Consider the following 21,178-nt stretch of genomic DNA (forward strand, 5'->3'; position numbering starts at 1 on the left):
TAAATTTCACTTGAATATTGAATATTTGTCATCACATACTTTAGTATCGTCCATCTATTTATACTGACTATTATGACTAATCCTTTATTACCACAAGCTGTAAAAAGCCTTGATTTACCTGCCTTTTCAAAAATAAAACCAGCGCATATTAAGCCTGCGGTAGAGCAAGCTATAGCTGACTGTAAAAAAGTTATTAGTGACACATTAAGCAATAACACCTTGTTTACATGGGAAAACCTAGTCTTACCAATAGATGAAGTTGATGACGTTCTTTCTAAATTATGGTCGCCAGTTTCTCATCTAAATTCAGTAATGAGCAGTGACGAGCTACGAGAAGCTTATGAATCTTGCCTACCTTTATTATCAGAATACGGTACCTTTGTTGGTCAAAACCAAGGTTTATTTCAAGCATATCAAAGCTTAAAAGATAGTGATTCATTTAAAAACTTAGATACAGCGCAACAAAAAGTAATTACCAATGCGTTACGTGATTTTAAATTATCGGGTATTGCCTTAAGTGACAACGACAAAAAACGTTACGGTGAAATTGTTTCACGTTTATCAGACCTCAGCTCAAGCTTTAGTAATAACGTCCTTGATGCAACGCATGCGTTTAGCGTAACAATTACCGACAAAGATGAGCTAACAGGCTTACCTGAAAGCACATTGGCTGCAGCAAAAGAGTTAGCTGAGTCAAAAGAAAAACAAGGTTATACCTTCACGCTTGATATTCCAAGTTACTTACCTGTGATGATGTATTGCGATAACGCTGAGTTACGTGAAAAAATGCATCGTGCATTTGTCACCCGCGCATCCGATCAAGGCCCTAATGCTGATGAGTTTAATAACAGCGATATTATGAATGAGCTATTAAGTTTGCGTCATGAACTGGCTAACTTACTTGATTTTGATAACTTCGCTCAACATTCTCTCGCCACTAAAATGGCCAACGATACTAGCGAAGTCATGGCGTTTTTAGAAAACTTAGCGCTAAAATCACAAGCCCAAGGTAAAGAAGACTTTAAAGAACTAAATGACTTTGCCGCCACTGAATTTGGTAAAAATGACTTACAAGCATGGGATTTAGCCTATTACAGCGAAAAATTAAAGCAAAGTCGCTATTCAATATCCGATGAAGAGTTACGCCCTTATTTCCCGAAAGACAAAGTTGTTTCAGGCTTATTTACAGTAGTAAACAAGCTGTTTGGTTTAAACATTAAACAACGTGAAGGTGTTGATGTTTGGAACAAAGACGTAAAGTTTTATGATATTTTTGATAAAGCGGGCGAAAAGCGTGGTAGCTTTTATTTTGATTTATATGCACGTGAGAAAAAACGCGGCGGCGCTTGGATGGACGTTTGCGTTGGTCGTACTCAAAAAGCCGATGGTTCAATTCAATACCCTGTTGCTTATTTAACCTGTAATTTCAACGGTCCTGTCGGCAATAACCCAGCCTTATTCACCCATGATGAAGTGGTTACCTTATTCCATGAATTTGGCCATGGTATTCATCATATGTTGAGCCAAATTAATGCCGGCAGTGTTGCTTGTATCAATGGTGTGCCATGGGATGCGGTAGAACTACCAAGCCAATTTTTAGAAAACTGGTGTTGGCAACCAGAGGCGCTTGCCTTTATTTCAGGTCATTTTGAAACAGGCGAGCCATTACCGCAAGCCATGTTAGATAAAATGCTAGCGGCGAAAAACTTTCAATCAGCAATGCAAATGTTACGTCAGTTGGAGTTTAGTATTTTCGATTTCACTATGCATGCAAACTACGACCCTAAAGCTGAAAACAATGATAACCATATTCAACAAACGCTCGACAATGTAAGAGCGCAATATGCCGTAATAAAAGCCCCTGAGTTTAATCGTTTTCAACACGGGTTTAGCCATATATTTGGTGGTGGTTATTCAGCAGGTTATTACAGCTATAAATGGGCAGAAGTATTATCTGCCGATGCGTTTGGCTTATTTGAAGAGCAAGGTATTTTCAATGAAGAAACAGGCCAATCATTCTTAACCAATATTTTAGAAAAAGGTGGCAGTGAAGAGCCAAGCGTTCTATTTGAACGTTTTAGAGGCAGAGCACCAGAAATTGACGCAGTACTACGCCATAGCGGTATTGAAGCATAGAGCGATGAGCACAATGACAAAGACGGCAACCAACACAACCGAAAAGTTTAGCCATTTATACCAACGTGCCGCAAATAGAAAAGGCGGCACAAAGGCTTTGGAGCTACTGCTTGGTCAAAAAATTGTTGGTAAAAAATTATTGACCGATAGCGCCGCCCAGCAAAGTGTGGCGAATTTAACGGATGACCGTATTTTGTCAGCCTTTACCAAGCAAATTTTCAAATCAGGCTTTGTCTGGCGCGTAGTCGAAAATAAATGGCCTGATTTTGAAGACAGCTTTTTCAATTTTAACATTGAAAAAATACTGATGATGCCAGAGGAAATGCTGGAAAATAAAGCTGCAGATCCTAAAATTATCCGCAATTACAATAAAGTAAAAACCATTCAAGCCAATGCACAAATGATCTTTGAGCACCAAACCGAGCATAAAACCAGTTTTGCTCAGTTTATTGCCGACTGGCCTACAAGCGATATTATTGGCTTATGGACTTACTTGAAGAAAAACGGACAACGATTAGGCGGTAACACTGGCCCTTATGCTCTGCGTTTGCTTGGCAAAGATACCTTTATTCTGAGTTCAGATGTTGAAGGTTATCTACGCGCTCAAAAAGTGATTGATGGTGGCTTGCAAAGCAAAAAAAGCTTAACCGCAATACAAACCTATTTTAATCAACTCCAACAAGAATCTGGTTACAGCCTAACGCAATTAAGCCGTTTAATCGCATTTGCCAGTGGTGATAACTATGTTCATGTCGAGCTTCATGTTGAGCAAGTATAATGACTGAATATTTGTATAAACACATTGCCGTTGCTTATTGTGATGCGATTAACAGTGACCAATGTAAACGTATTGCCAAAAAATGGCAGTTAGATTATATCGGTGATGCCGCTGCCGCGAATAAGCAGCCACAATTACAATTTTTATTACAGCTTAATCAACAAGCCTTAGAGCTTTTAAAATTAGACGAGCCTAAACTTGGTGGCGTTAAAGTAGACTTTGTTGAAGGTGCGGTGGCACATCGCAGGAAATTTGGCGGCGGCAGAGGTCAAGATATTGCCAAAGCAATTGGCTTAAAACACGGTTTTACGCCACATGTGTTAGACGCTACCGCGGGGCTAGGTCGAGATGCTTTTGTACTAGCGGGTTTAGGTTGCCAAGTCACCTTAATGGAGCGTATGCCGATAGTGGCAGCTTTACTCGATGATGGCATAGAGCGCGCAAAGCTCAACAGCGAAGTCAGTGAAATAGCTAACCGCATGACGCTTGTGCATGCTTCATCGATTAAAAACATGAATTTGGCACAGCAAGTCGATGTAGTTTATCTTGATCCTATGTACCCACACCGTGAAAAATCAGCGGCAGTAAAAAAAGAAATGCGCGTATTTCAATCATTAGTAGGTGAAGACCTCGATGCAGATGCACTACTTGAACCTGCCTTAGCCCTAGCTAAATATCGCGTGGTAGTTAAACGCCCTAGTTATGCGCCACCACTTAACAATATCAAACCAAGTACTTCAATCAAAATGAAGAAAAACAGATTCGATGTTTATGTTAAGCGAGCGATACCAAAGGTTTAAGACACTTGAGCACATGTATACCCGTTCCACTTGAAGATGCTCGTTTCAGTAAGTCTGAGTGATTCATAATCAAGGCTCATTTTTTTATTAAGGGTTGTTCCCTGAAAAAGAAATGTAACGCAGAGTATGATTTGCTCAGCCTCACCCAAGGGCTGGTTTAGAAACGCTTTATGCTGCGTTATTGATTTTGATAAGAGAATAACCATTGTCTTCGTACAGCGCCTTGACCTGATTTCCTAGCTTAGCTCTGAAACGGCATATTCAAGTGGTTTGGGTATATCTATCAGATATAGAGGTGTTAACAGCTAAATTATACAGTCTCCTCATATTACTTTTTCTGCGTAATTCAACTGATTAGTTATTTTTCTCTAATAATGTTTTGATAAGGTTTTATTTAAATTCTTTAATATCAGTCGCTTAGATTTTTTTGATCTCATGAATATATTGCTATGGCTTTGATAAGCGACATTCTTCAGTAATCTATTTAATCTTGTACTCGTCAACAGCACTTAACTCTTCTGGGTAATAAAGGCTCGTGAGTAATTGCTATGACTACTTATATTCTATCATTTAATTACTCTAAATAGAGAAGGACGTTATCATGATCAATAGTATTAATTCAGCAATCCATAACAAATTAGCAATGGTTAGCTTTGCCATTTTATTAGCATCATTTTGTCAATCGGCAATTGGTGCTCAAATAACAAATGAACAAAAAAATCAACTGATTATGTCTGCAAAAGTCGATATTGAATCGACTATGCCTAAAATTATTGCGGATGTTGTAGCGGAAAATCAAACGAATATAACAACAAGCCAAAGCCAAACACTAGCAACGTTGCTATTGCCAACTTCAAGTAAATAAATTCAATAATTAGGGCAGCAAGCCTATTTTTAATCGTAAAATAAAGGGATGTTATGTAATATTTACCATAAAAAATGACGGTGCTAGCTAGCTTATGTGCAAGTCTTACTTTTGCTAATACCGCTAGCGCAGAGTCTTCTGTATAGAAAGTTTCAAAAAATAGCGATGTTACTTATGTCAGCGGTACAATTTTATCAGGCCATCCATAATAGTTTGCTGACATTTTAATGAGCCTTACTTAGCGAAGTGTAGATACTGTTATGCAAAGGCCCGTTCACAAAAAATCAGCTTATCAGATACGGCGTATTGTGTGACCAGAGTTCAGCACTCGCATGGAATACTTTAATGAACCCAGATAGTGCTGATAGTTGAATTTAAGCGCTCCTTGAACGCAGGCATCGTTTACACAAAGGTATGCTATACCTGAATGGTGATACGCTCGCAGAGCCGCTACTGGCTATAATTAAGGCAACGGTGTAGCAGACCAAGAAATGCGTTGTACTTGTGTACTTCTTTCATTAGTTAGTGTGGTTAAAAGCTTGTTAGATGCAGCTTTTAGAACTATGCCCATTGAATCTTGAGGCAAGGCTATTTCTTCTACTTTACCTGTTAATATATGCATTCTTGCTAATGATAAAGGATCGCCAAGGCTATAAAAATAATCATCGCGCAAAGCAATTGAACACCAACACTGAGCTAGGGTAATCGTTATTTTCTTGGTAAACGCATTCTGCGTATTTTTGTCTTGCTCATACGTTAAGTTAAATAATGTATTATCATTAATATAAAAAATCTCTCCTCGCTCATTTTTAAGTAATTTTTGACCACCTTCAAATGTTAGCTGTGTATTTTCTCTTGTGAGCAAATTAAATTGCCATATTTGACTTACTTTATCTTTTATTGTGGAATAAAGAATAGTTTTATCGTTATTTGACCATACATAACTGCTTACTTTAGCTTGATCTAATTCAGGTATGCTATGTAATACACCTATTTTTAAATCAATAAATTCAAGTTGATTATTACGACTAAATAATAAGTACTCTTCATTGTCGGATAATGCTAAAACGTAAATAGCCTGTTGTTCTTTTGTTGAAAAATTACTAATTTGCTTTTCTGTACTGTCATCAGCTTGCCAAATTTGATATTGATTTGTTCTACTAGAGATAAAATAATGTGAGTTTTGCTGTTTTCTAGAGTAAGTAGGGTAATAGTCGTTACTATCAGAACGATGGAGCATAGTTACCTTTTTTTCACCTTTTGAAAATATACTATCAATTTGGGCCACTTGTACTTGTGTGCTAGCAGCCTCAGATGAAAACAGTTGATTGCTATTGAGGAAGCTCATTCGACTTAAATATTTTTCTATTGGTAGCTCTATTGAATTCAAAGCTCGATTGTGAATATTAATAAAACTTAATGTTTTTCCTTGTAATACCCCAATATGTTCGCCGTCAGGCAGCCAGGCGATTGTTACACTCGATAATTCTTCAGCTTGCTCATATAGTACGCGTTGCTCACGTGTCGCAATATCCAGTAAATAAAGCTTTGCGGGACTATTTCGTTCATACCAACGGTAAAGTAATTGTTGACCGTTAGGTGAAATAAACATGTTAGTTACACCATATTGAGCATCACCAGAAGGAACTAATACTGTGCTTTTTTGGGTTTTAATATTATATTGGTATATTTCCTGTCCTAGCTTTTTATCATCTAATTCAATATAAAACATAGTGCTACCATCAACACTTAATTGCGCCATGCTACGCGCCTGTTTATCACATTTTTTAATAAGTTGTGGTTCTGGAATATTATCAATATTACTTAAATCAAACGTTGCGTAGTAGCACTGAGATTTTAAATCAGTAGCTTCAGCTAACAAAATTCGACTTTTAGGTTGCCATGACATAGCACTAATATGTAAATCGTTATAACTGAGTTTTACTTCTTGTTGGTTACTTAAGCTTTTTATATAACTACTGCTTACGCCATTATTTTTATTAGTATACGCAAAAAGGCTTTTATCTGGCGAAACTAATGGGTGTGTTTCTGAGCCAATATTCCATGTTGCTGCGGTAATATTCACATTTTTTGCTATAACGGGCGTTATTTTTTGTAGGGTTTCAATATCACTACTATTCGTCTGCGTTGTTATTGCCAATGGCGTGTTAGGTTCATCGTTAACTAACTTAAAGTCGATATTAAGGTCGATAAAAATATTAATGGTCAGTAACAATACCAGTAATATTAATAACCAACGATAAGAAGAAAATTTAATAGCAGGTTTTAGTGTTTTGGTTTGAGTTGTATTCGCCGTAATAGTACTTTCAGTGTGTATTGCTTTAGGCGATTTTTCTTTTATGTCATTGCTATTATCTAACACTTCATTTTTTGTGATTTGAGTGGTATCCAAATCGGTAGCTAAGTCTGTAGTTACCGCGGTATGAGCGGTGATATTTTCAGCGTCATTAATGACTTTTTTTGGTGTTACTGTGAGAGAGTAGCCTTTACGGTAATGCGTTTTGATTAAAGGGGCTTTATGCTCAGGATGAGTTAACTGCTTTCTAAGTTCTGATATCGCACGATTAATTGCATTATCATCAACAAAACTCTGTTGCCATACATTCACTACTAGCTCTTGGCGAGGAATAATGCGATCAGGCTGACTGATAAAGTAGGTTATTAATTTAAAGCTGAGCGGATCTAACTCTCTTTCAATAACCTTTGAAGATATTATACAGCGAGCAGGTAAAAGTAACCAAGGACCAAGTTTATATTGCACATTTCATTACTAAAAATAACCAGGAATGAAAATTAACATTTCAATAACAATAACGCAATAAAAATAGATTAATTAATAGGTTAACTCGAAATGTTATTGAATTATAAGCTTTTGATAAGGTTTACTTCTATGATGTCAATATTCACTGTTTTTATTGTGCCTGTTTGTTTTTACTGTTTATTTTCAAAGGGTTGCTCTTTATTTTAGTGATGAATATAATCCTAATGCTTTGGTAAGCGACTTAGTCAATCTTTTTGGTAAAATAGCGGTTGTTAACATAATTATAATTAGTCAAATTATTCAAGCTAACAACAAATAAGTAAGTAAATGGTACGCTAAATAGCAATACTATAGTTAGCTTGATTTATTCATATTTAAAGGGAAAAAACATGAAAAAAACATTTACACTCAGTGCTATTGCGCTTGTTATGATGACCGCGTGTTCTCAAACACCTTCTACACAAAATAATGCAGCAACTACAGTGTTAGCGCCATTAACAAGCCTTGCAGTAAGCCCTAATGATCAACGAGATTATCGTACCGTTAAGCTAAGTAATAACATTGAAGTGATATTGGTTTCAGACCCTGCAACTAAAAAATCAGCAGCAGCATTAAATGTTGGTGTAGGCTTCTTACAAGACCCTATGGAACAGCAAGGTTTAGCGCATTACCTTGAGCACTTACTATTTTTGGGTACTGAAAAATACCCTGAAACCAGTGAGTATTCTGAGTTTCTCAAAGAGAATGGCGGAACTTTAAATGCGTCAACATGGTTAACTTATACCAACTATATGTTTAAGGTGAATAATAACGCTTTTGATGAAACTCTTGATAGGTTTTCTGACTTTTTCAAATCACCAAAGTTTTACCCTGAATATACAGACAAAGAGCGTAATGCGGTTAATTCAGAATGGTCTATGCGTGGTGAGTTAGACTTTTTTGCACAGTTTAAATTGTCACGTAGCATGATGGGTGAACATGCAGCTAACCGATTTTTAATTGGTAATTTAGAAACGCTATCTGATAAAGAAAATAGTAACTTACATAAAGAAACTGTCGATTTTTACAATAAATACTATTCATCAAATATTATGAAAGTTTCAATGGTCAGTAACTTACCATTAGATGAAATGGAAGCCTTAGCAACTAAGCACTTTAGTAGTATAATTGATAAAAATATTGAAAAACCAGAAATTAAACAAACACTAGACTTTACTAAAGTAGGTAGTAAAAAAGTTTATTTCAAACCGAATCAAGATATTAAGCAACTAAAATTAGACTTTACCATTGCTAATAATATGAGTCAGTTTACCGTTAAACCTAATCATTTTATTTCATATTTGCTTGGCTCAGATATGCCAGGTACACCAGCACAAATTTTAAAAGCTAAAGGTTGGATAAGTTCATTAGATGCAGGCGCTTCTGCCAATCATTACGGTAATTATGGTGAATTCAGTATCACATTAGATTTAACAGATGATGGTATGGCAAATCGTGATGAAATAGTCGCTATGATTATGCAATACATTGACCTAATAAAAGCGAAAGGTGTTGATGAAAAATACTATAAAGAAATAAAAACAGCTTTAGATAACGAATTCCGCTTTTTAGAGAAAGGTGATGAATTTAACTATGTCGCTAATTTGGTTGATAGCATGCAAGATTACTCAACCAATTATGCGATTAATGCGCCTTATTATTACGGGCAATTTGACGCACAAGCTATTGAAAATGTACTCAGTCAATTAACGCCAGAAACATTACGTATTTGGTATGTGAGTAAAAATGAAAAAGTAACTGAAAAACAACACTTTTATCAAGGTGAATATCGTATTGAAGATATTGGCGCTGATGAAATAGCTAGCTGGAAAAACAACGTAACTACAGTACTTTCTTTACCGTTAGTGAATCGCTTATTACCTGAAAATTTCGATATAAAACCACAAAATTCAAACCAACAAAAACCTGAATTAAAAGTTGAGCATAATGGTGTGAAAGTTTGGCATTACCCAAGTCAGTTATTCGCTGAACAGCCTAAAGGTATTATCAAAGTTGATATTAATAGCGGTGAAGCCATTGCTAATATAAATACGCAAGTAGCATTAGCTATTTGGCAAGACGTTTATAATTTAAAGCAAAGCTTGTTAATGTCTGAAGCGCAAGCTGCAGGTATTAGTACTAAAGCCTCAGCAGGTAAGGGCATGACATTATTTGTTGATGGTTTTACTGACAAACAAAGTACGTTATTAAATAGCTTATTAACAGATTTGACGCCAAATGTTGATGAGCAAAGTTTCTTACAAGCAAAAGATCGTTATATGCGCGATATTGCTAACATTCAAAAGCAGTTTGCTGTTCGTCAAATTGGTGGTGCTTTCACTAAAGTAATTAGGAAAGATCAATTTGAAAATAGCGCATTAATTGAAGCGGCTAATGTTATGACGTTAACTGATTTTAATAAAGTAATTGCTCAAGTAACTAAAAACAACCAACCAAGAATTTTTGCTTTTGGTAATTACAGTCAAAAAGATTTAAAACAAGTAGCAGTACTTGTTAGTAAGGCTTTAGGCACGGATAAAAAAACCACAAGTTATGCTAAAAACGTGTATTTGAAACCAAAATCAGGGCAAGTATTAAGCTACCAACAAGATATTGCTGCAGCAGATATTGCTTTACTTGATGTGTATTTTCATGCAAAAGCAGGGTACCGATCACTTGCGACAGCAAAAGTGTTAGCTAATCACTTTACTTTTGAAGCTTCTAATCAGTTACGTACTGAAGAGCAACTTGGTTATGCGGTAGGAGCTACTGATATGGCGATGGATAACTACGCAGGTATTGGGCTTTATATACAATCACCAGTACTAGATTTAGTCCAAGCTCAAGCGCGCTTTGATAAATTTAATGTTGAATACAAAGTATTGTTAGATGCCTTAACGCAAGAGAGCTTTGATAAAATTAAAGACGGCGTATTAGTGAGTCTTACACAAGCGCCTAAAAATTTATATCAAGAAATTTCACCTATGTTTTCGGATTGGGAAAAAGAAAACTGGAACTATGACTCAAAAGCTAAATTAATTGAGCAAGTAAAAAGCGTTAGTTTAACTGATATTAAAAATTTCTATAAAGCTACATTGGCTAACCCTAATGCTGCACGCGTGAATGTGCAGTTACGTGGCACTAAATATCAAGATAAGCCTTTCGCAACGTTAGCTAATCAAATAGTTATTCAAGATGCTGCAACGGTTGCTAAAAAGGTTGATTATCAAAAATAAAGTTTATGATTATTATTGATGTAAGTACTTACCATTGTTGTAAATAATATTTATCATAGTACCAAAATGCCAATCAATGAACTTGACGGGCATTTTTTATGTGGAAATTTTAGGTTTAACCAATAATACCAATTACACTAACTAAGGAGCATTTTCAAATGGCCTTAAACCAGTCTCACAAGCGAGCAGAGAATCCCTGTTAATATTACTCTAAACATGATCATGGTTTAACAAAAGCTAACGTCAGCTTTTGGCTAGAAACCAAAGTATAAATTTAATCACTTGAAGCTCCCCCTTAATCATTTAATTTTATTACATGATTAACTTGTCGTGCGTTTTAATTGAATTTATTTGTCACTGTATGGTTACATCAGTCTATGGTTATAGCGGCAAATATTTCTGTTAAACATTAGTCCTAAATATCGCACTAACACAGTGCGTGTACTCTTTTTTAGTGCATTTATTCTCACACTAATCACCAATATAAACTAGCTATACTAGTAACTAAAGCGCTGCGCTGTTGGTATCATGTTTGCTTATTCATTACTAATTAAATGAATAGAGAGTAATGATTACATGCAACGTTTTATTGAAAACATGCCAAAAGCAGAATTACATGTGCATATTGAGGGTACGCTCGAACCAGAATTGAGCTTTGCTTTAGCGAAGAAGAACAAAGTTGAATTAAGTTATGAAACACCTGAAGCATTAATTTCTGCTTATGATTTTAATGACCTACCTTCTTTTTTAGCAATTTATTACGCAGGCATGAATGTATTAGTAGAAGAAGATGACTTCTATCAATTAACATATCAATATTTAAGTAAAGCGAGAAGCCAAGAAATCTTATATGTTGAGATATTCTTCGATCCACAAGCACATACCGTGAGAGGGATAAGCTTTGAGACAATTATTACCGGTATCCACAAAGCGCAAGTTGATGCTGAGAAAAAATTAGGCATTAAAAGTCAGTTAATTATGTGCTTTTTACGCGATATGAGTGCTGAATCCGCTATGCAACATTTAGTATTAGCAAAACCTCATCTGGATTGGTTAGTTGGCGTCGGTTTAGATTCTGATGAAAGAAATAACCCACCAAGTAAATTTTATGAAGTATTTTCTGAAGCAAAAAAATGGGGATTAAAGCTCACTATGCACTGCGATGTTAACCAAAAAAACACATTAGTACATATTAAGCAATGTATTAATGAAGTACAGGTTGACCGCATTGATCATGGTATTAATTCTTTAGAAAGCAATGAATTATGTGATCTCATTAAAGAGAAAGGCTTAGGATTAACCGTGTGTCCAGTATCGAACCAATTTGTTGTGCAATCACTCACTTCAGATGAAATACATCAAATGTTGGCCAAAGATATGTTAGTCACCATTAATTCAGATGATCCAGCCTATTTTAGAGCTTATTTAAATGAGAACCTGATTGAACTTCAAAAAGAAGGAAAATTCTCTCAAGATCAAATAATTACACTCGTAAGTAACGCATTTAAAGTAGCTTGGATAGATGACGATACCAAAGAGAATTATTTACAACAATTACAACGCTATGTAAGTGAATACAATTTACAGCATTTAAATTAAATATAAAGTAGCAAGCGATGAAGACAAAAACTACATAAATTTTTCTTGTCCCTGAACCCATGTGTCCTTGGTTTCAGTGACATAGGAAAACTTTTTTACACCTGAGTACGTATAAAAGTCATCTCCTCTAGTAGCAATTAATGACTCAAACCATTAACATCGACATTAACATAACCAGTGATTACACTGCCGTCTTTTCTAGAGATTGAAAAATCTCCTTCAAAACTATGTTCGTTTGCTGATATTAAATCTATCCAACCAGGATCATCAAACACATATTCTTGAGCGTTATCAAATGTATTAATATTTTCTTGTGCATAAGTCCACATAATAACGCCTAGGAATCCTGCTTCAGTATCTGATGTTCCAAAGTTATATAAACCTGGCGAGGGATTGCCGACAAAAGAAAAAAAGATATCAATGCCTCCCTGTTTACCGTCTTCTGTGACGTCTCTTCCTGAGAACGTGAAGATGTATGTCTTACTCTCATTACGTCCTGATATTGTTTGTTTAATTTGTTGATTACAGATTTCTGCTGTGGCGGAATACTCAAACGGAGCACTTAAATAAATAGTCCCGTCACTATGAGTAGTATCTTTTGAATCGACATAAGTTAGGGTTTTACGTACTAATTTTGTAGTATTTATTCCCTGCCAAATAGTATCGGCTTCAAATTCTTGCACCAAAATACCATTTTTAAAAAGGTATGAGTCAGAAGAATCTACTTCACCTAATGGGAAGTATTCATCATCTGTTTTAGTACCACTATAATCATCACCTGTTTCTGCTGTTCCATCCCAAATTTGCAGACATGTAACGTTTTTTATTCCATTTTCTGTATCATCAATATAAGTTTGAATTTTTTTTGTCGTAGTTTTTAAAATTTGTTGATCACTTTTACTTATATAAGTAATAGTATTTTCTAACAACCAAGTACCTGTCATGTTAGGTATCTCTTTCTTTTCTCTATCAACATCTAGACCACATGCACTTAAATAAAGTGAAATGACAACAATCCCTAGTTTATTAAACATATAAATTCCCTAATTAAAAATAAGTCTAGTGCCCCGTTAACAAAAAATACAATAGTGGGCTGAATAAGCGATAAAGACAAAAACCAACTATTGTATGACTTTTAAAATGACTATTTAGACTTTATTGACTAAGTTTAAAGTCTAGTTTTCTTACCTTGATATTAACACCAGAAGCCCTTAATTCTTGATAAAAATCAAGAATGTTACATGACTCAATCTGCTTGCAAATTATTCCATATTTTAAAATTGCAGGTTTATAACTTTGTAACGATGCTTGCTTGAGCCAATAAAGGGCTTGATTAAAGTCCTTGCTAACATGTTGTCCATTGATATACATTTCTGCAAGGTTAACCTGCCCTTTCGCATACCCCAACTTAGATGAATCCTGAAAAAACTCAAAAGCAGTTTTTAAATTAGTTTCGCTAAACTGTTCTATTAAGAAGGCTTCACCTTTACTATTTTCTTCTTTACCATAAATTAAATAATTATTTTTTTCTTTTGGCTTATCTGGGCTGACGAAGTTACCAAACAACCTATTTCTTATCGGTCTTTTGGCTAAATAAATAGCTTGATTACTATACATAGTTTTAATTGTACTAAGCGGGATATCATATCTTTTAGACTCAAAATAATCTTTATATCTTAATTGCCCATATTGAATACTATTAACTGCTGCATTCTGATATTGATAGAAAAAACGACCATAAACCAAGGTGATTATATCACCAGTAATATCGACTACCTTGGCGATTCTATATTTTTCATTAGGTCGCAATTTGTCACTTAACAACCTAAAGTCTAAGAAGTAAATATCATTGATTTTCGGCTTAGAAATAATGGCTAAAGTTTGCTCTTCTTCAATGTTGTCGCTTTTATACTCTAAAAAAGCTAACGATAAAGCCACAAATAAGAATAGGGAAGAAATCACTTTAGCTGCATTAGTTACTTGAGGGAACCTAAAGGTTCTTTGTACTGTAATAGCTTTATTAACATACATAAAGTTTATCCCTATACTTCGCTATTAATTTAAGTGCCAGAGCTTGAATAAAATATAATAACGACTAACAAGGAAAAAAGACAATTTTCCTGTATTTATCGGTTATTTGCTACAACACCAAGTATAACTAGCCGTTTATTATGCTGCCTCTTCGTAATATTAATGTCATGGTTTTTAATTAAGCTATATTAATATCTTATTGTTTAGCTAGTTAAAAATCTAAATATTCAGCAAGACAAGTTATCAAAGTGCCCTTGTAGTGTGGATATCACGGTTTCAAAACGGGCGGGTAACACTCTATTTCTCTTTTTTACCCTGTATAGGGTTTCTATTACGGGCTTTTGAGGCTGAAACACCTTTAAACACTGGGGATCTTGGAACATATCAACGGCGCTTTTAGGTAGTACGGTAAAGCCTAGCCCTTTAGCTACAGGCTCTAATATTTGGCTAATTTGATTAACATAACCGGCCACAGGGAGCTGCTCAATACTCAAGTGACTAAAATCTGATTCGTGACTTTGTTCAAAATACAAAGATAAATAATGTTTGGCATCGGGGTGATTAATAAGGCCAAGCTTGGTCAACAAGTCACCACTGTCATCTTCAATTTCAACTTTAGCAGGCAACACTAAACACAGCTGTTCACGACCTATTTCTTGTATATCGAATAAACTACTATTTGGCACATCGGTGACAATACCTAGATCAGTTATTCCATTTTGTATTTCATGTAATATTTGATGGTTAGGAGCAGCTTTTAACTGAACAATAAGCTGTGAATGTGCTACTTGTATCTCCAATAATTTGGGATAAAGTATCAAAGCCAGCGCACCTGAGCAAGCTAATCGACAATGGCCAACAAAGGGATTATCAAAACCGAGTTGCTCTAGTAATTCGTGTTCATTTTTTACTAGCTGTTCAGCGTATTGATAAACCAATAACCCTTGCTCGGTCAGATCGAAGCTTTTTTTATCTCGCTGAATAAGTGCCTGACCACAAGCCTTTTCAAGCTTATTTATGTGTTGGCTAACACCGGGCTGCGTCATAAATAGCTTCTCAGCAGTTTTAGTAAAGTGCCCCGTATCAACAAGCGTCACAAAGGTCTTCAACCAAGTTGGGTTTAGCATCTTTAACACCATTATTTAAAATTATCATTTTGATTATAATTGATAATTTTAAATAATAAACCTCCTATCATAAAATAACGCCATCAAATTAAGTAACGCATAAACAACAACGTTTGGAGTAAATGATGAAAATGAATCACGTAGGCATTATGGTTGGCGACATGGATAAAGCTGTTGAGTTCTACACAAAGGCACTTGAGCTGAAAATTGTAATGCATAATACTAAAGTGCTTGAAGAGCGTGAAACAGCTATCGGTAAAATGTGTATTGCTGTTTTTGGTGAGGGATTCAAAGGCTTTAACATTGCTCATCTAGTAACAACTGATGGCATTGGCGTAGAGCTATTTGAAATGAAAGAGCGACAGGAGCGTCATGAAGTTGATTTTTCTCGACTGGGAATTTTTCACTTTTGTCTGCAAAGTGATGATTTTCAAAGTGTGATTGAGCGTACAGTAAAATTTGGTGGTAAAGTGAGAATGGACATTATGCGATATCACCCAGAAGATGATAGCAAACAGGCTAAAATGGTTTACCTAGAAGACCCCTTTGGTAATTTATTTGAGCTTTACTCACACTCATATGAAGAAACTTACGCTACTGATTATGAATAATAAATAGACTACAGGGTTCGTGGTAAAAAACAGAACCCTTTAGCGTTTAGCAGCGACAGCTAAACAATTTTATCTATTAACTGGTGCTTGAGCTACATCTCTTGTTTAAATTCGTGCATCAACTCAAAACATTTACTTATAAAATTATTTCATATCAAATAACTACACGATAATTTCCTACGCTCCATAAAAACAATTTAGTGCACCAAAATTAGACATTACGCTCAATTTCAGAGCATAAACGCTCTGTTAAACTTTTAAAATTTACATAATGTTACTTATTAATAAAAGCTTTACATTGAGCGGCAATTGTCTGCTACCGCTCAAATCAAGAGCATAAAACAAAATTAAGTGATTGCTTTTATAGCATATATTTTCTAATTTTCATCAAATACTATAAATCTGGCGCTGTTATTGCTTATATCTATGCAGAGCACACATAAAATATAAGGTTATATGTTGTGTGCAGATCAACTAACTACAGCAAAGTTTCTACTACGACTAGCGATTGGACCTCACAGGGAGAAAGCGAAAGTGGACTGTAATCAGATTTTCACGCTCTGGTCTGCCTTATTCACAATACAAAACGCTCTAATTAACCATAACTGAACAGTAAAAATAAAATACTTTAATTCAACGTAAAGTATTGCCAAATCCCGAATTATTTAGTCATAGCGCTGTGCCCTATGATAAAAAGTTACTGACTACAAAGGGAATATAATGATTGATAATCTATGGCTAATAATATCTGCCTTATTTGTTTTTGCCATGCAAGCAGGTTTTCTCTGCTTGGAGAGTGGTCGCACCCGCAGTAAAAATAATATCAATGTTGCGGCAAAAAATATTATTGATTTTATTTTATCCGCCTCTGTATTTTGGTTGATTGGTTTTGGTTTCATGTTTGGTGAGTCATTCATGGGAATTATTGGCTTAAGTGGCTTTGTTTTTAATAGCGACCATACTGCTTTTGAGTTTTCATTTTTTCTTTTTCAACTTATGTTTTGCGGGACTGCTGCAACCTTAACCTCTGGTGCAGTAGCAGAGCGTATGACATTTATTGGTTACGCCTACATTACCGTAATTTTGAGTACTATCATTTACCCTATTATTGGTCATTGGGCTTGGGCTAGCGCATTTAATGATAAAAATACCGGCTGGTTAGAGGCGTTAGGCTTTATTGATTTTGCCGGCTCTACAGTAGTTCATTCTGTTGGTGGTTGGGTGGCATTAGCCGCAATCTTAGTTATTGGCCCGCGTACAGGTCGTTTTACTAAAGGTCACTTATTCCCTTCTGGCAATAATATTCCCATGGCTGCTTTTGGTGTTTTTCTTATTTGGTTTGGTTGGTTTGGCTTTAATGGCGGTAGCACATTAACGTTTGACGAGAGTGTGCCAAAAATTTTATTAAATACTATGCTTGCCGCGGTATGGGGAGGGCTTACGGTAACAGCTATTAGTTATTACCGTGATAGATATCTTAATATTAGTGTTACCTTAAACGGTATTATTGCTGGATTAGTTTCAGTGACCGCAGCATGTCATCTTGTTGAGCCTGCTGAAGCCGCATTAATTGCCGTGATTGGTAGCATTATTATGTACCAGGGTAATTTATGGTTTGAAAAATTAGAAATAGATGATGCTTTAGGTGTGGTTCCTGCACATCTTTTCGCTGGTATTTGGGGGACTTTAGCTGTCGCTTTTTTCGGTGAAACTGAATTAAGTCTTGGTGAGCAATTAGTTGCACAGGTTATTGGTATTGTTGTTATTGGTTTTTATAGCTTTACGCTAAGTTATGCCTTAATTCGAATAATCAATTTTTATTCTCCTTTAAGAGTTTCGCTAGCAGATGAAAACAAAGGGTTAAATATTACCGAGCATAGAGCCAGTACAGAATTAATCGACCTATTGACTGATATGGAACACCAACAAAGTAAAGGGGATTTCACCACCCCAGTTAAAGAAGAGCCCTTCACCGAAGTAGGACAAATAGCTAGCAAGTACAATCAAGTAATTCAGCGCGTAACCAGTGAAATGACAAGTCGCGATGAAGCTATAGGGCAATTTGAGATGAGCGAAAAGCGTAAAAGCTCCATTTTAGATTCTTCTATGGACTGTATTATCATTATTGATTGGCGAGGCCTGATCATCGAATTTAACCCTTCAGCTGAGCGCACACTAGGCGCATTAAAAAAACACGTTAAAGGCGAGCGTTTTGCCGATCTTTTTGTTTTAGATAAAGATAAACCACGGGTTGTTGATAGTATTGAACATGCGTTTACCACACCCGAAGGTTTAATACTGAATCGGCGAACCACAATGGAAATTAAACGCGCGACTAATGAAGTCTTCCCAGCAGAAATAACCATAACAAGCGCCAAATTAGGTAATAAATATAAAACAGAATATACCCTGCACATTCGTGACATAGCTAAAGACTTAAAGCTTAAATCACGGTTACAATTTTTAGCTTATAAAGACCCGCTAACGGGCTTATCTAATCGCGCTCATATGATGAAAGAGCTTTCTATTGCCATTAAAGTTTCACAAAAAAACAACCTAGATGTCGGTTTATATTTTTTAGATTTAGACAAATTTAAAAAAATTAATGACACGTTAGGCCATAAGGCTGGTGATAAATTATTATGTGAGGTCGCCCGTCGTTTAAATGATGTATCTAGAGAGGACGACATAATTTCTCGTTGGGGTGGCGATGAATTTATCTTTATAGTAACAGGCAAACTTGATAACAGTATAATTACGCACAAAGCTAACCAAATATTAGAGAAAATGAGAGCCCCCATTGAAATCAATAATAAAGGCTATGAAATTCAAACCAGTATTGGCGTTGCTATATCGCCCAAAGGCTTGATTAACGCAGATGACTTAATTCAAAATGCTGATATTGCAATGTATAAAGCTAAAGATGACGGCCGAGATACTTATAAAGTTTATGATAAGCGAATGGGTAAAGAAGCTGCTAAAACACTTAACTATGAACATGAAATTAAACAAGGTATTGAAAAAGATCAATTTACCTTAGTTTATCAACCTAAAGTTAGTGGCAATGCCGATAATATCATTGGCTTAGAAGCGCTAATTCGATGGGAACATCCTGAAAAAGGTGAAATTTTTCCTTCTGACTTTATTTCAATTGCCGAAGAAAGTAATTTGATAAATGAGCTCGGTGAGTTTGTTCTTAAAACCGCGATACGTCAGCAACGTAAGTGGTTGTCAGCTGGACTTAATATTGTTCCTTTGTCGGTTAATATATCAGAGAGACATATACTTTCAGAAAATTTTTTACACTATCTAGAACAACAGTTAAAGAAAGAAAATATTCAGGGAAAATGGTTAGATATTGAAATTACTGAGCATGTCCTGATACATGATATTGAACAATGTGTCCGTGTACTTTCAGATATCAAAAAGCTTGGTGTTACCATATCAATTGATGATTTTGGTACTGGGTATTCGTCATTAAATTACCTTAAACGATTACCGATAGACACCCTGAAAATTGATCGTTCTTTCGTAAAAGAATGTAGTGATATTGATGAAGATCGTGAAATTTGCTCTGCCATTATCCACTTAGCTTCAGTGATGGGATTAGCGGTTGTTGCAGAAGGTGTAGAAACGAAATCACAAGCATCAACATTAATAGATTTAGGCTGTCATGTGTTTCAAGGCTACTACTTTTATAAACCTTTGCCGTTAGCGAAAGTAGAAGTGCTATTAGCCAAACATAATGGACCGTCATTAAGCGAGCTAAAGCCCATTAGCCTAAACTAACATAGTCACGCTTATAAATTTCCGTCATTCTGAGCTTGACTCAGAATCCCATGCATTATGCTGTAAACTCAATAATATCCCGTATTAAGACTTTTGCCCAGCCCAACGCTTTGTTGTGCCTGTATCGATATCAAACAAATCAAGCATTCTCGACACACTATGGTTAATAATATCGTCTACCGTTTGTGGTTTATTATAAAACGCGGGCATAGGCGGAGCGATAATCGCCCCCAATTGAGAAGCTTCATACATTAGCTTGCAGTGACCTGTATGCAAAGGCACTTCTCTTGGCATTAACACTAATTTTCGTCGCTCTTTCAGTGTTACATCCGCTGCGCGCACAATTAAGCTATCAGAGTAAGAGTTAACAATTGCTGATAGTGTTTTCATCGAGCATGGTGCGACGATCATACCGTCAACTTTAAATGAACCACTAGAAATATTTGCGGCTTGATTCTTGTTGCTATGCACCACATCAGCTAAATCTTCAACGTATTTAAGCGAATGCTCTGTTTCAATACTAATATTAAGCCGCGCATATGAGCTCATCACTAAATGCGTTTCTACCCCCTCAATTTCTTTAAGCATTTCTAATAAGCGAATGCCGTAAATCACACCACTTGAGCCGCTTATACCAATGACTAAACGCATGAAAAAACCTCTTGAAAACAAAAACAGTGATTAATATACGCAAAAAATACAGAAATAGATTTCAATTAATTGTGTTTTTAATGATGTGATTATAGTAAATAAGAAAATGACGACGTTGAAAGTGGTGAAACCACAATTTTCAACGTCTAAAGAAAAGTACTTTTAAAAGGTATTGCGCTTTATTAAGCCGTTTGCATAATACTTGGCGCTGCGCCTTTAGCAAGTTCAGCTAAGTCTTTATCAATAAAGAATAAAGCTTTACCATCTTCGCCAACCATATCAATTTTATCTAAAATACCTTTAAACAATTTTTCTTCTTCGTGTTGCTCTGAAACATACCACTGTAAAAAGTTAAATGTTGAATAGTCTTGTGAGCTAAAGGCAGTGTGGGCTAATTCATTAATCGCTTTTGTCACTAATTGTTCGTGCTCATAAGTTTCACGAAAAACGTCGCCTAACGAGTCAAAATTAACTTTAGGTGCTTCAATAGTACCAATAATAGGTAAAGCGCCAGTTTCACTTACGTAAGTAAATAAACGTTTCATGTGGCCCATTTCTTCGTCAGCATGCTTTTGCATAAACTCAGCAGCACCTTCAAAGCCTTTATCTTCACACCAAGCGCTCATTTGTAAGTAAAGGTTCGATGAAAAAAACTCTAAATTTATTTGTTCATTTAGCTTATCTACCATTGTAGCTGCCAACATATATCTACTCCGTTACATTTATTAAATTCT

At 35.6% G+C, this 21,178-nt stretch carries 14 protein-coding genes; 8 read left to right on the forward strand and 6 right to left on the reverse strand.

What is annotated here, in order from left to right:
* Positions 1–72 precede the first annotated feature (72 nt).
* From prlC to GQS55_RS19160, 4 genes are all read left to right on the forward strand, one after another.
* The gene (gene prlC, locus GQS55_RS19145; RefSeq protein ID WP_159822213.1) at positions 73–2,136 is read left to right on the forward strand and encodes an oligopeptidase A; all 2,064 of its coding nucleotides are present in this window, start codon (positions 73–75) and stop codon (positions 2,134–2,136) included.
* A 4-nt stretch (positions 2,137–2,140) separates the two neighbouring features.
* On the forward strand, positions 2,141–2,914 hold the full coding sequence (locus GQS55_RS19150) for a DNA-3-methyladenine glycosylase I (protein ID WP_236559701.1): 774 nt from the start codon (positions 2,141–2,143) through the stop codon (positions 2,912–2,914).
* Positions 2,914–3,714, forward strand: a complete 801-nt coding sequence (locus tag GQS55_RS19155) for a class I SAM-dependent methyltransferase (protein WP_159822215.1) — start codon at positions 2,914–2,916, stop codon at positions 3,712–3,714. The genes GQS55_RS19150 and GQS55_RS19155 overlap by 1 nt, the downstream gene beginning before the upstream one ends.
* Positions 3,715–4,315: 601 nt before the next feature.
* Complete coding sequence (locus GQS55_RS19160) at positions 4,316–4,579, forward strand: hypothetical protein (protein WP_159822217.1); 264 nt, start codon at positions 4,316–4,318, stop codon at positions 4,577–4,579.
* A gap of 463 nt (positions 4,580–5,042) precedes the next feature.
* Here GQS55_RS19160 and GQS55_RS19165 read toward each other — a convergent pair whose 3' ends face one another.
* Complete coding sequence (locus tag GQS55_RS19165) at positions 5,043–7,361, reverse strand: winged helix-turn-helix domain-containing protein (RefSeq protein WP_159822219.1); 2,319 nt, start codon at positions 7,359–7,361, stop codon at positions 5,043–5,045.
* A gap of 389 nt (positions 7,362–7,750) precedes the next feature.
* On the opposite strand from GQS55_RS19165, the gene GQS55_RS19170 reads away from it, so the two are divergent.
* A complete protein-coding gene (locus GQS55_RS19170; protein ID WP_159822221.1) occupies positions 7,751–10,636 on the forward strand; it encodes an insulinase family protein in 2,886 nt (961 codons plus the stop codon).
* 576 nt (positions 10,637–11,212) lie between these two features.
* Positions 11,213–12,235, forward strand: a complete 1,023-nt coding sequence (gene add / locus GQS55_RS19175; RefSeq protein WP_159822223.1) for an adenosine deaminase — start codon at positions 11,213–11,215, stop codon at positions 12,233–12,235.
* A 137-nt stretch (positions 12,236–12,372) separates the two neighbouring features.
* Here the strand turns inward: add and GQS55_RS19180 are convergent, their stop codons facing one another.
* The 3 genes from GQS55_RS19180 to GQS55_RS19190 all read right to left on the reverse strand — a co-directional run bounded on the left by GQS55_RS19180 (position 12,373) and on the right by GQS55_RS19190 (position 15,393).
* Positions 12,373–13,269 carry a hypothetical protein gene (locus GQS55_RS19180; RefSeq protein ID WP_159822225.1) on the reverse strand — a complete coding sequence of 299 codons (897 nt, stop codon included), beginning with the start codon at positions 13,267–13,269 and terminating at the stop codon, positions 12,373–12,375.
* A gap of 121 nt (positions 13,270–13,390) precedes the next feature.
* On the reverse strand, positions 13,391–14,266 hold the full coding sequence (locus GQS55_RS19185) for a tetratricopeptide repeat protein (RefSeq protein WP_159822228.1): 876 nt from the start codon (positions 14,264–14,266) through the stop codon (positions 13,391–13,393).
* A 227-nt stretch (positions 14,267–14,493) separates the two neighbouring features.
* Positions 14,494–15,393 (reverse strand): LysR family transcriptional regulator, encoded by a 900-nt coding sequence (locus GQS55_RS19190; protein WP_159822230.1) that lies wholly within the window; start codon positions 15,391–15,393, stop codon positions 14,494–14,496.
* A gap of 125 nt (positions 15,394–15,518) precedes the next feature.
* On the opposite strand from GQS55_RS19190, the gene GQS55_RS19195 reads away from it, so the two are divergent.
* A complete protein-coding gene (locus GQS55_RS19195) occupies positions 15,519–16,004 on the forward strand; it encodes a VOC family protein (protein WP_159822232.1) in 486 nt (161 codons plus the stop codon).
* A 720-nt stretch (positions 16,005–16,724) separates the two neighbouring features.
* Positions 16,725–19,793, forward strand: a complete 3,069-nt coding sequence (amt, locus tag GQS55_RS19200) for an ammonium transporter (protein ID WP_159822234.1) — start codon at positions 16,725–16,727, stop codon at positions 19,791–19,793.
* An 84-nt stretch (positions 19,794–19,877) separates the two neighbouring features.
* On the opposite strand, the gene GQS55_RS19205 is transcribed toward amt, so the two are convergent.
* The gene (locus GQS55_RS19205; protein ID WP_159822236.1) at positions 19,878–20,444 is read right to left on the reverse strand and encodes a UbiX family flavin prenyltransferase; all 567 of its coding nucleotides are present in this window, start codon (positions 20,442–20,444) and stop codon (positions 19,878–19,880) included.
* Positions 20,445–20,626: 182 nt separating this feature from the next.
* Positions 20,627–21,148, reverse strand: coding sequence for a non-heme ferritin (gene ftnA, locus GQS55_RS19210; protein WP_159822238.1), 522 nt, complete (start codon positions 21,146–21,148; stop codon positions 20,627–20,629).
* Between the last annotated feature and the right edge of the window lie 30 nt (positions 21,149–21,178).

The organism is Colwellia sp. 20A7 (genome assembly GCF_009832865.1).
GTDB lineage: Bacteria > Pseudomonadota > Gammaproteobacteria > Enterobacterales > Alteromonadaceae > Colwellia.

Excerpts from the sequence above, each read along its gene's own strand:
- amt (WP_159822234.1), top strand. The coding sequence starts at position 16,725 with ATGATTGATAATCTATGGCTAATAATATCTGCCTTATTTGTTTTTGCC.
- GQS55_RS19150 (WP_236559701.1), top strand. The coding sequence starts at position 2,141 with ATGAGCACAATGACAAAGACGGCAACCAACACAACCGAAAAGTTTAGC.
- GQS55_RS19170 (WP_159822221.1), top strand. The coding sequence starts at position 7,751 with ATGAAAAAAACATTTACACTCAGTGCTATTGCGCTTGTTATGATGACC.
- GQS55_RS19205 (WP_159822236.1), bottom strand. The coding sequence starts at position 20,444 with ATGCGTTTAGTCATTGGTATAAGCGGCTCAAGTGGTGTGATTTACGGC.
- GQS55_RS19160 (WP_159822217.1), top strand. The coding sequence starts at position 4,316 with ATGATCAATAGTATTAATTCAGCAATCCATAACAAATTAGCAATGGTT.
- prlC (WP_159822213.1), top strand. The coding sequence starts at position 73 with ATGACTAATCCTTTATTACCACAAGCTGTAAAAAGCCTTGATTTACCT.
- GQS55_RS19180 (WP_159822225.1), bottom strand. The coding sequence starts at position 13,269 with ATGTTTAATAAACTAGGGATTGTTGTCATTTCACTTTATTTAAGTGCA.
- GQS55_RS19195 (WP_159822232.1), top strand. The coding sequence starts at position 15,519 with ATGAAAATGAATCACGTAGGCATTATGGTTGGCGACATGGATAAAGCT.
- GQS55_RS19155 (WP_159822215.1), top strand. The coding sequence starts at position 2,914 with ATGACTGAATATTTGTATAAACACATTGCCGTTGCTTATTGTGATGCG.
- add (WP_159822223.1), top strand. The coding sequence starts at position 11,213 with ATGCAACGTTTTATTGAAAACATGCCAAAAGCAGAATTACATGTGCAT.
- GQS55_RS19190 (WP_159822230.1), bottom strand. The coding sequence starts at position 15,393 with ATGCTAAACCCAACTTGGTTGAAGACCTTTGTGACGCTTGTTGATACG.
- GQS55_RS19185 (WP_159822228.1), bottom strand. The coding sequence starts at position 14,266 with ATGTATGTTAATAAAGCTATTACAGTACAAAGAACCTTTAGGTTCCCT.
- ftnA (WP_159822238.1), bottom strand. The coding sequence starts at position 21,148 with ATGTTGGCAGCTACAATGGTAGATAAGCTAAATGAACAAATAAATTTA.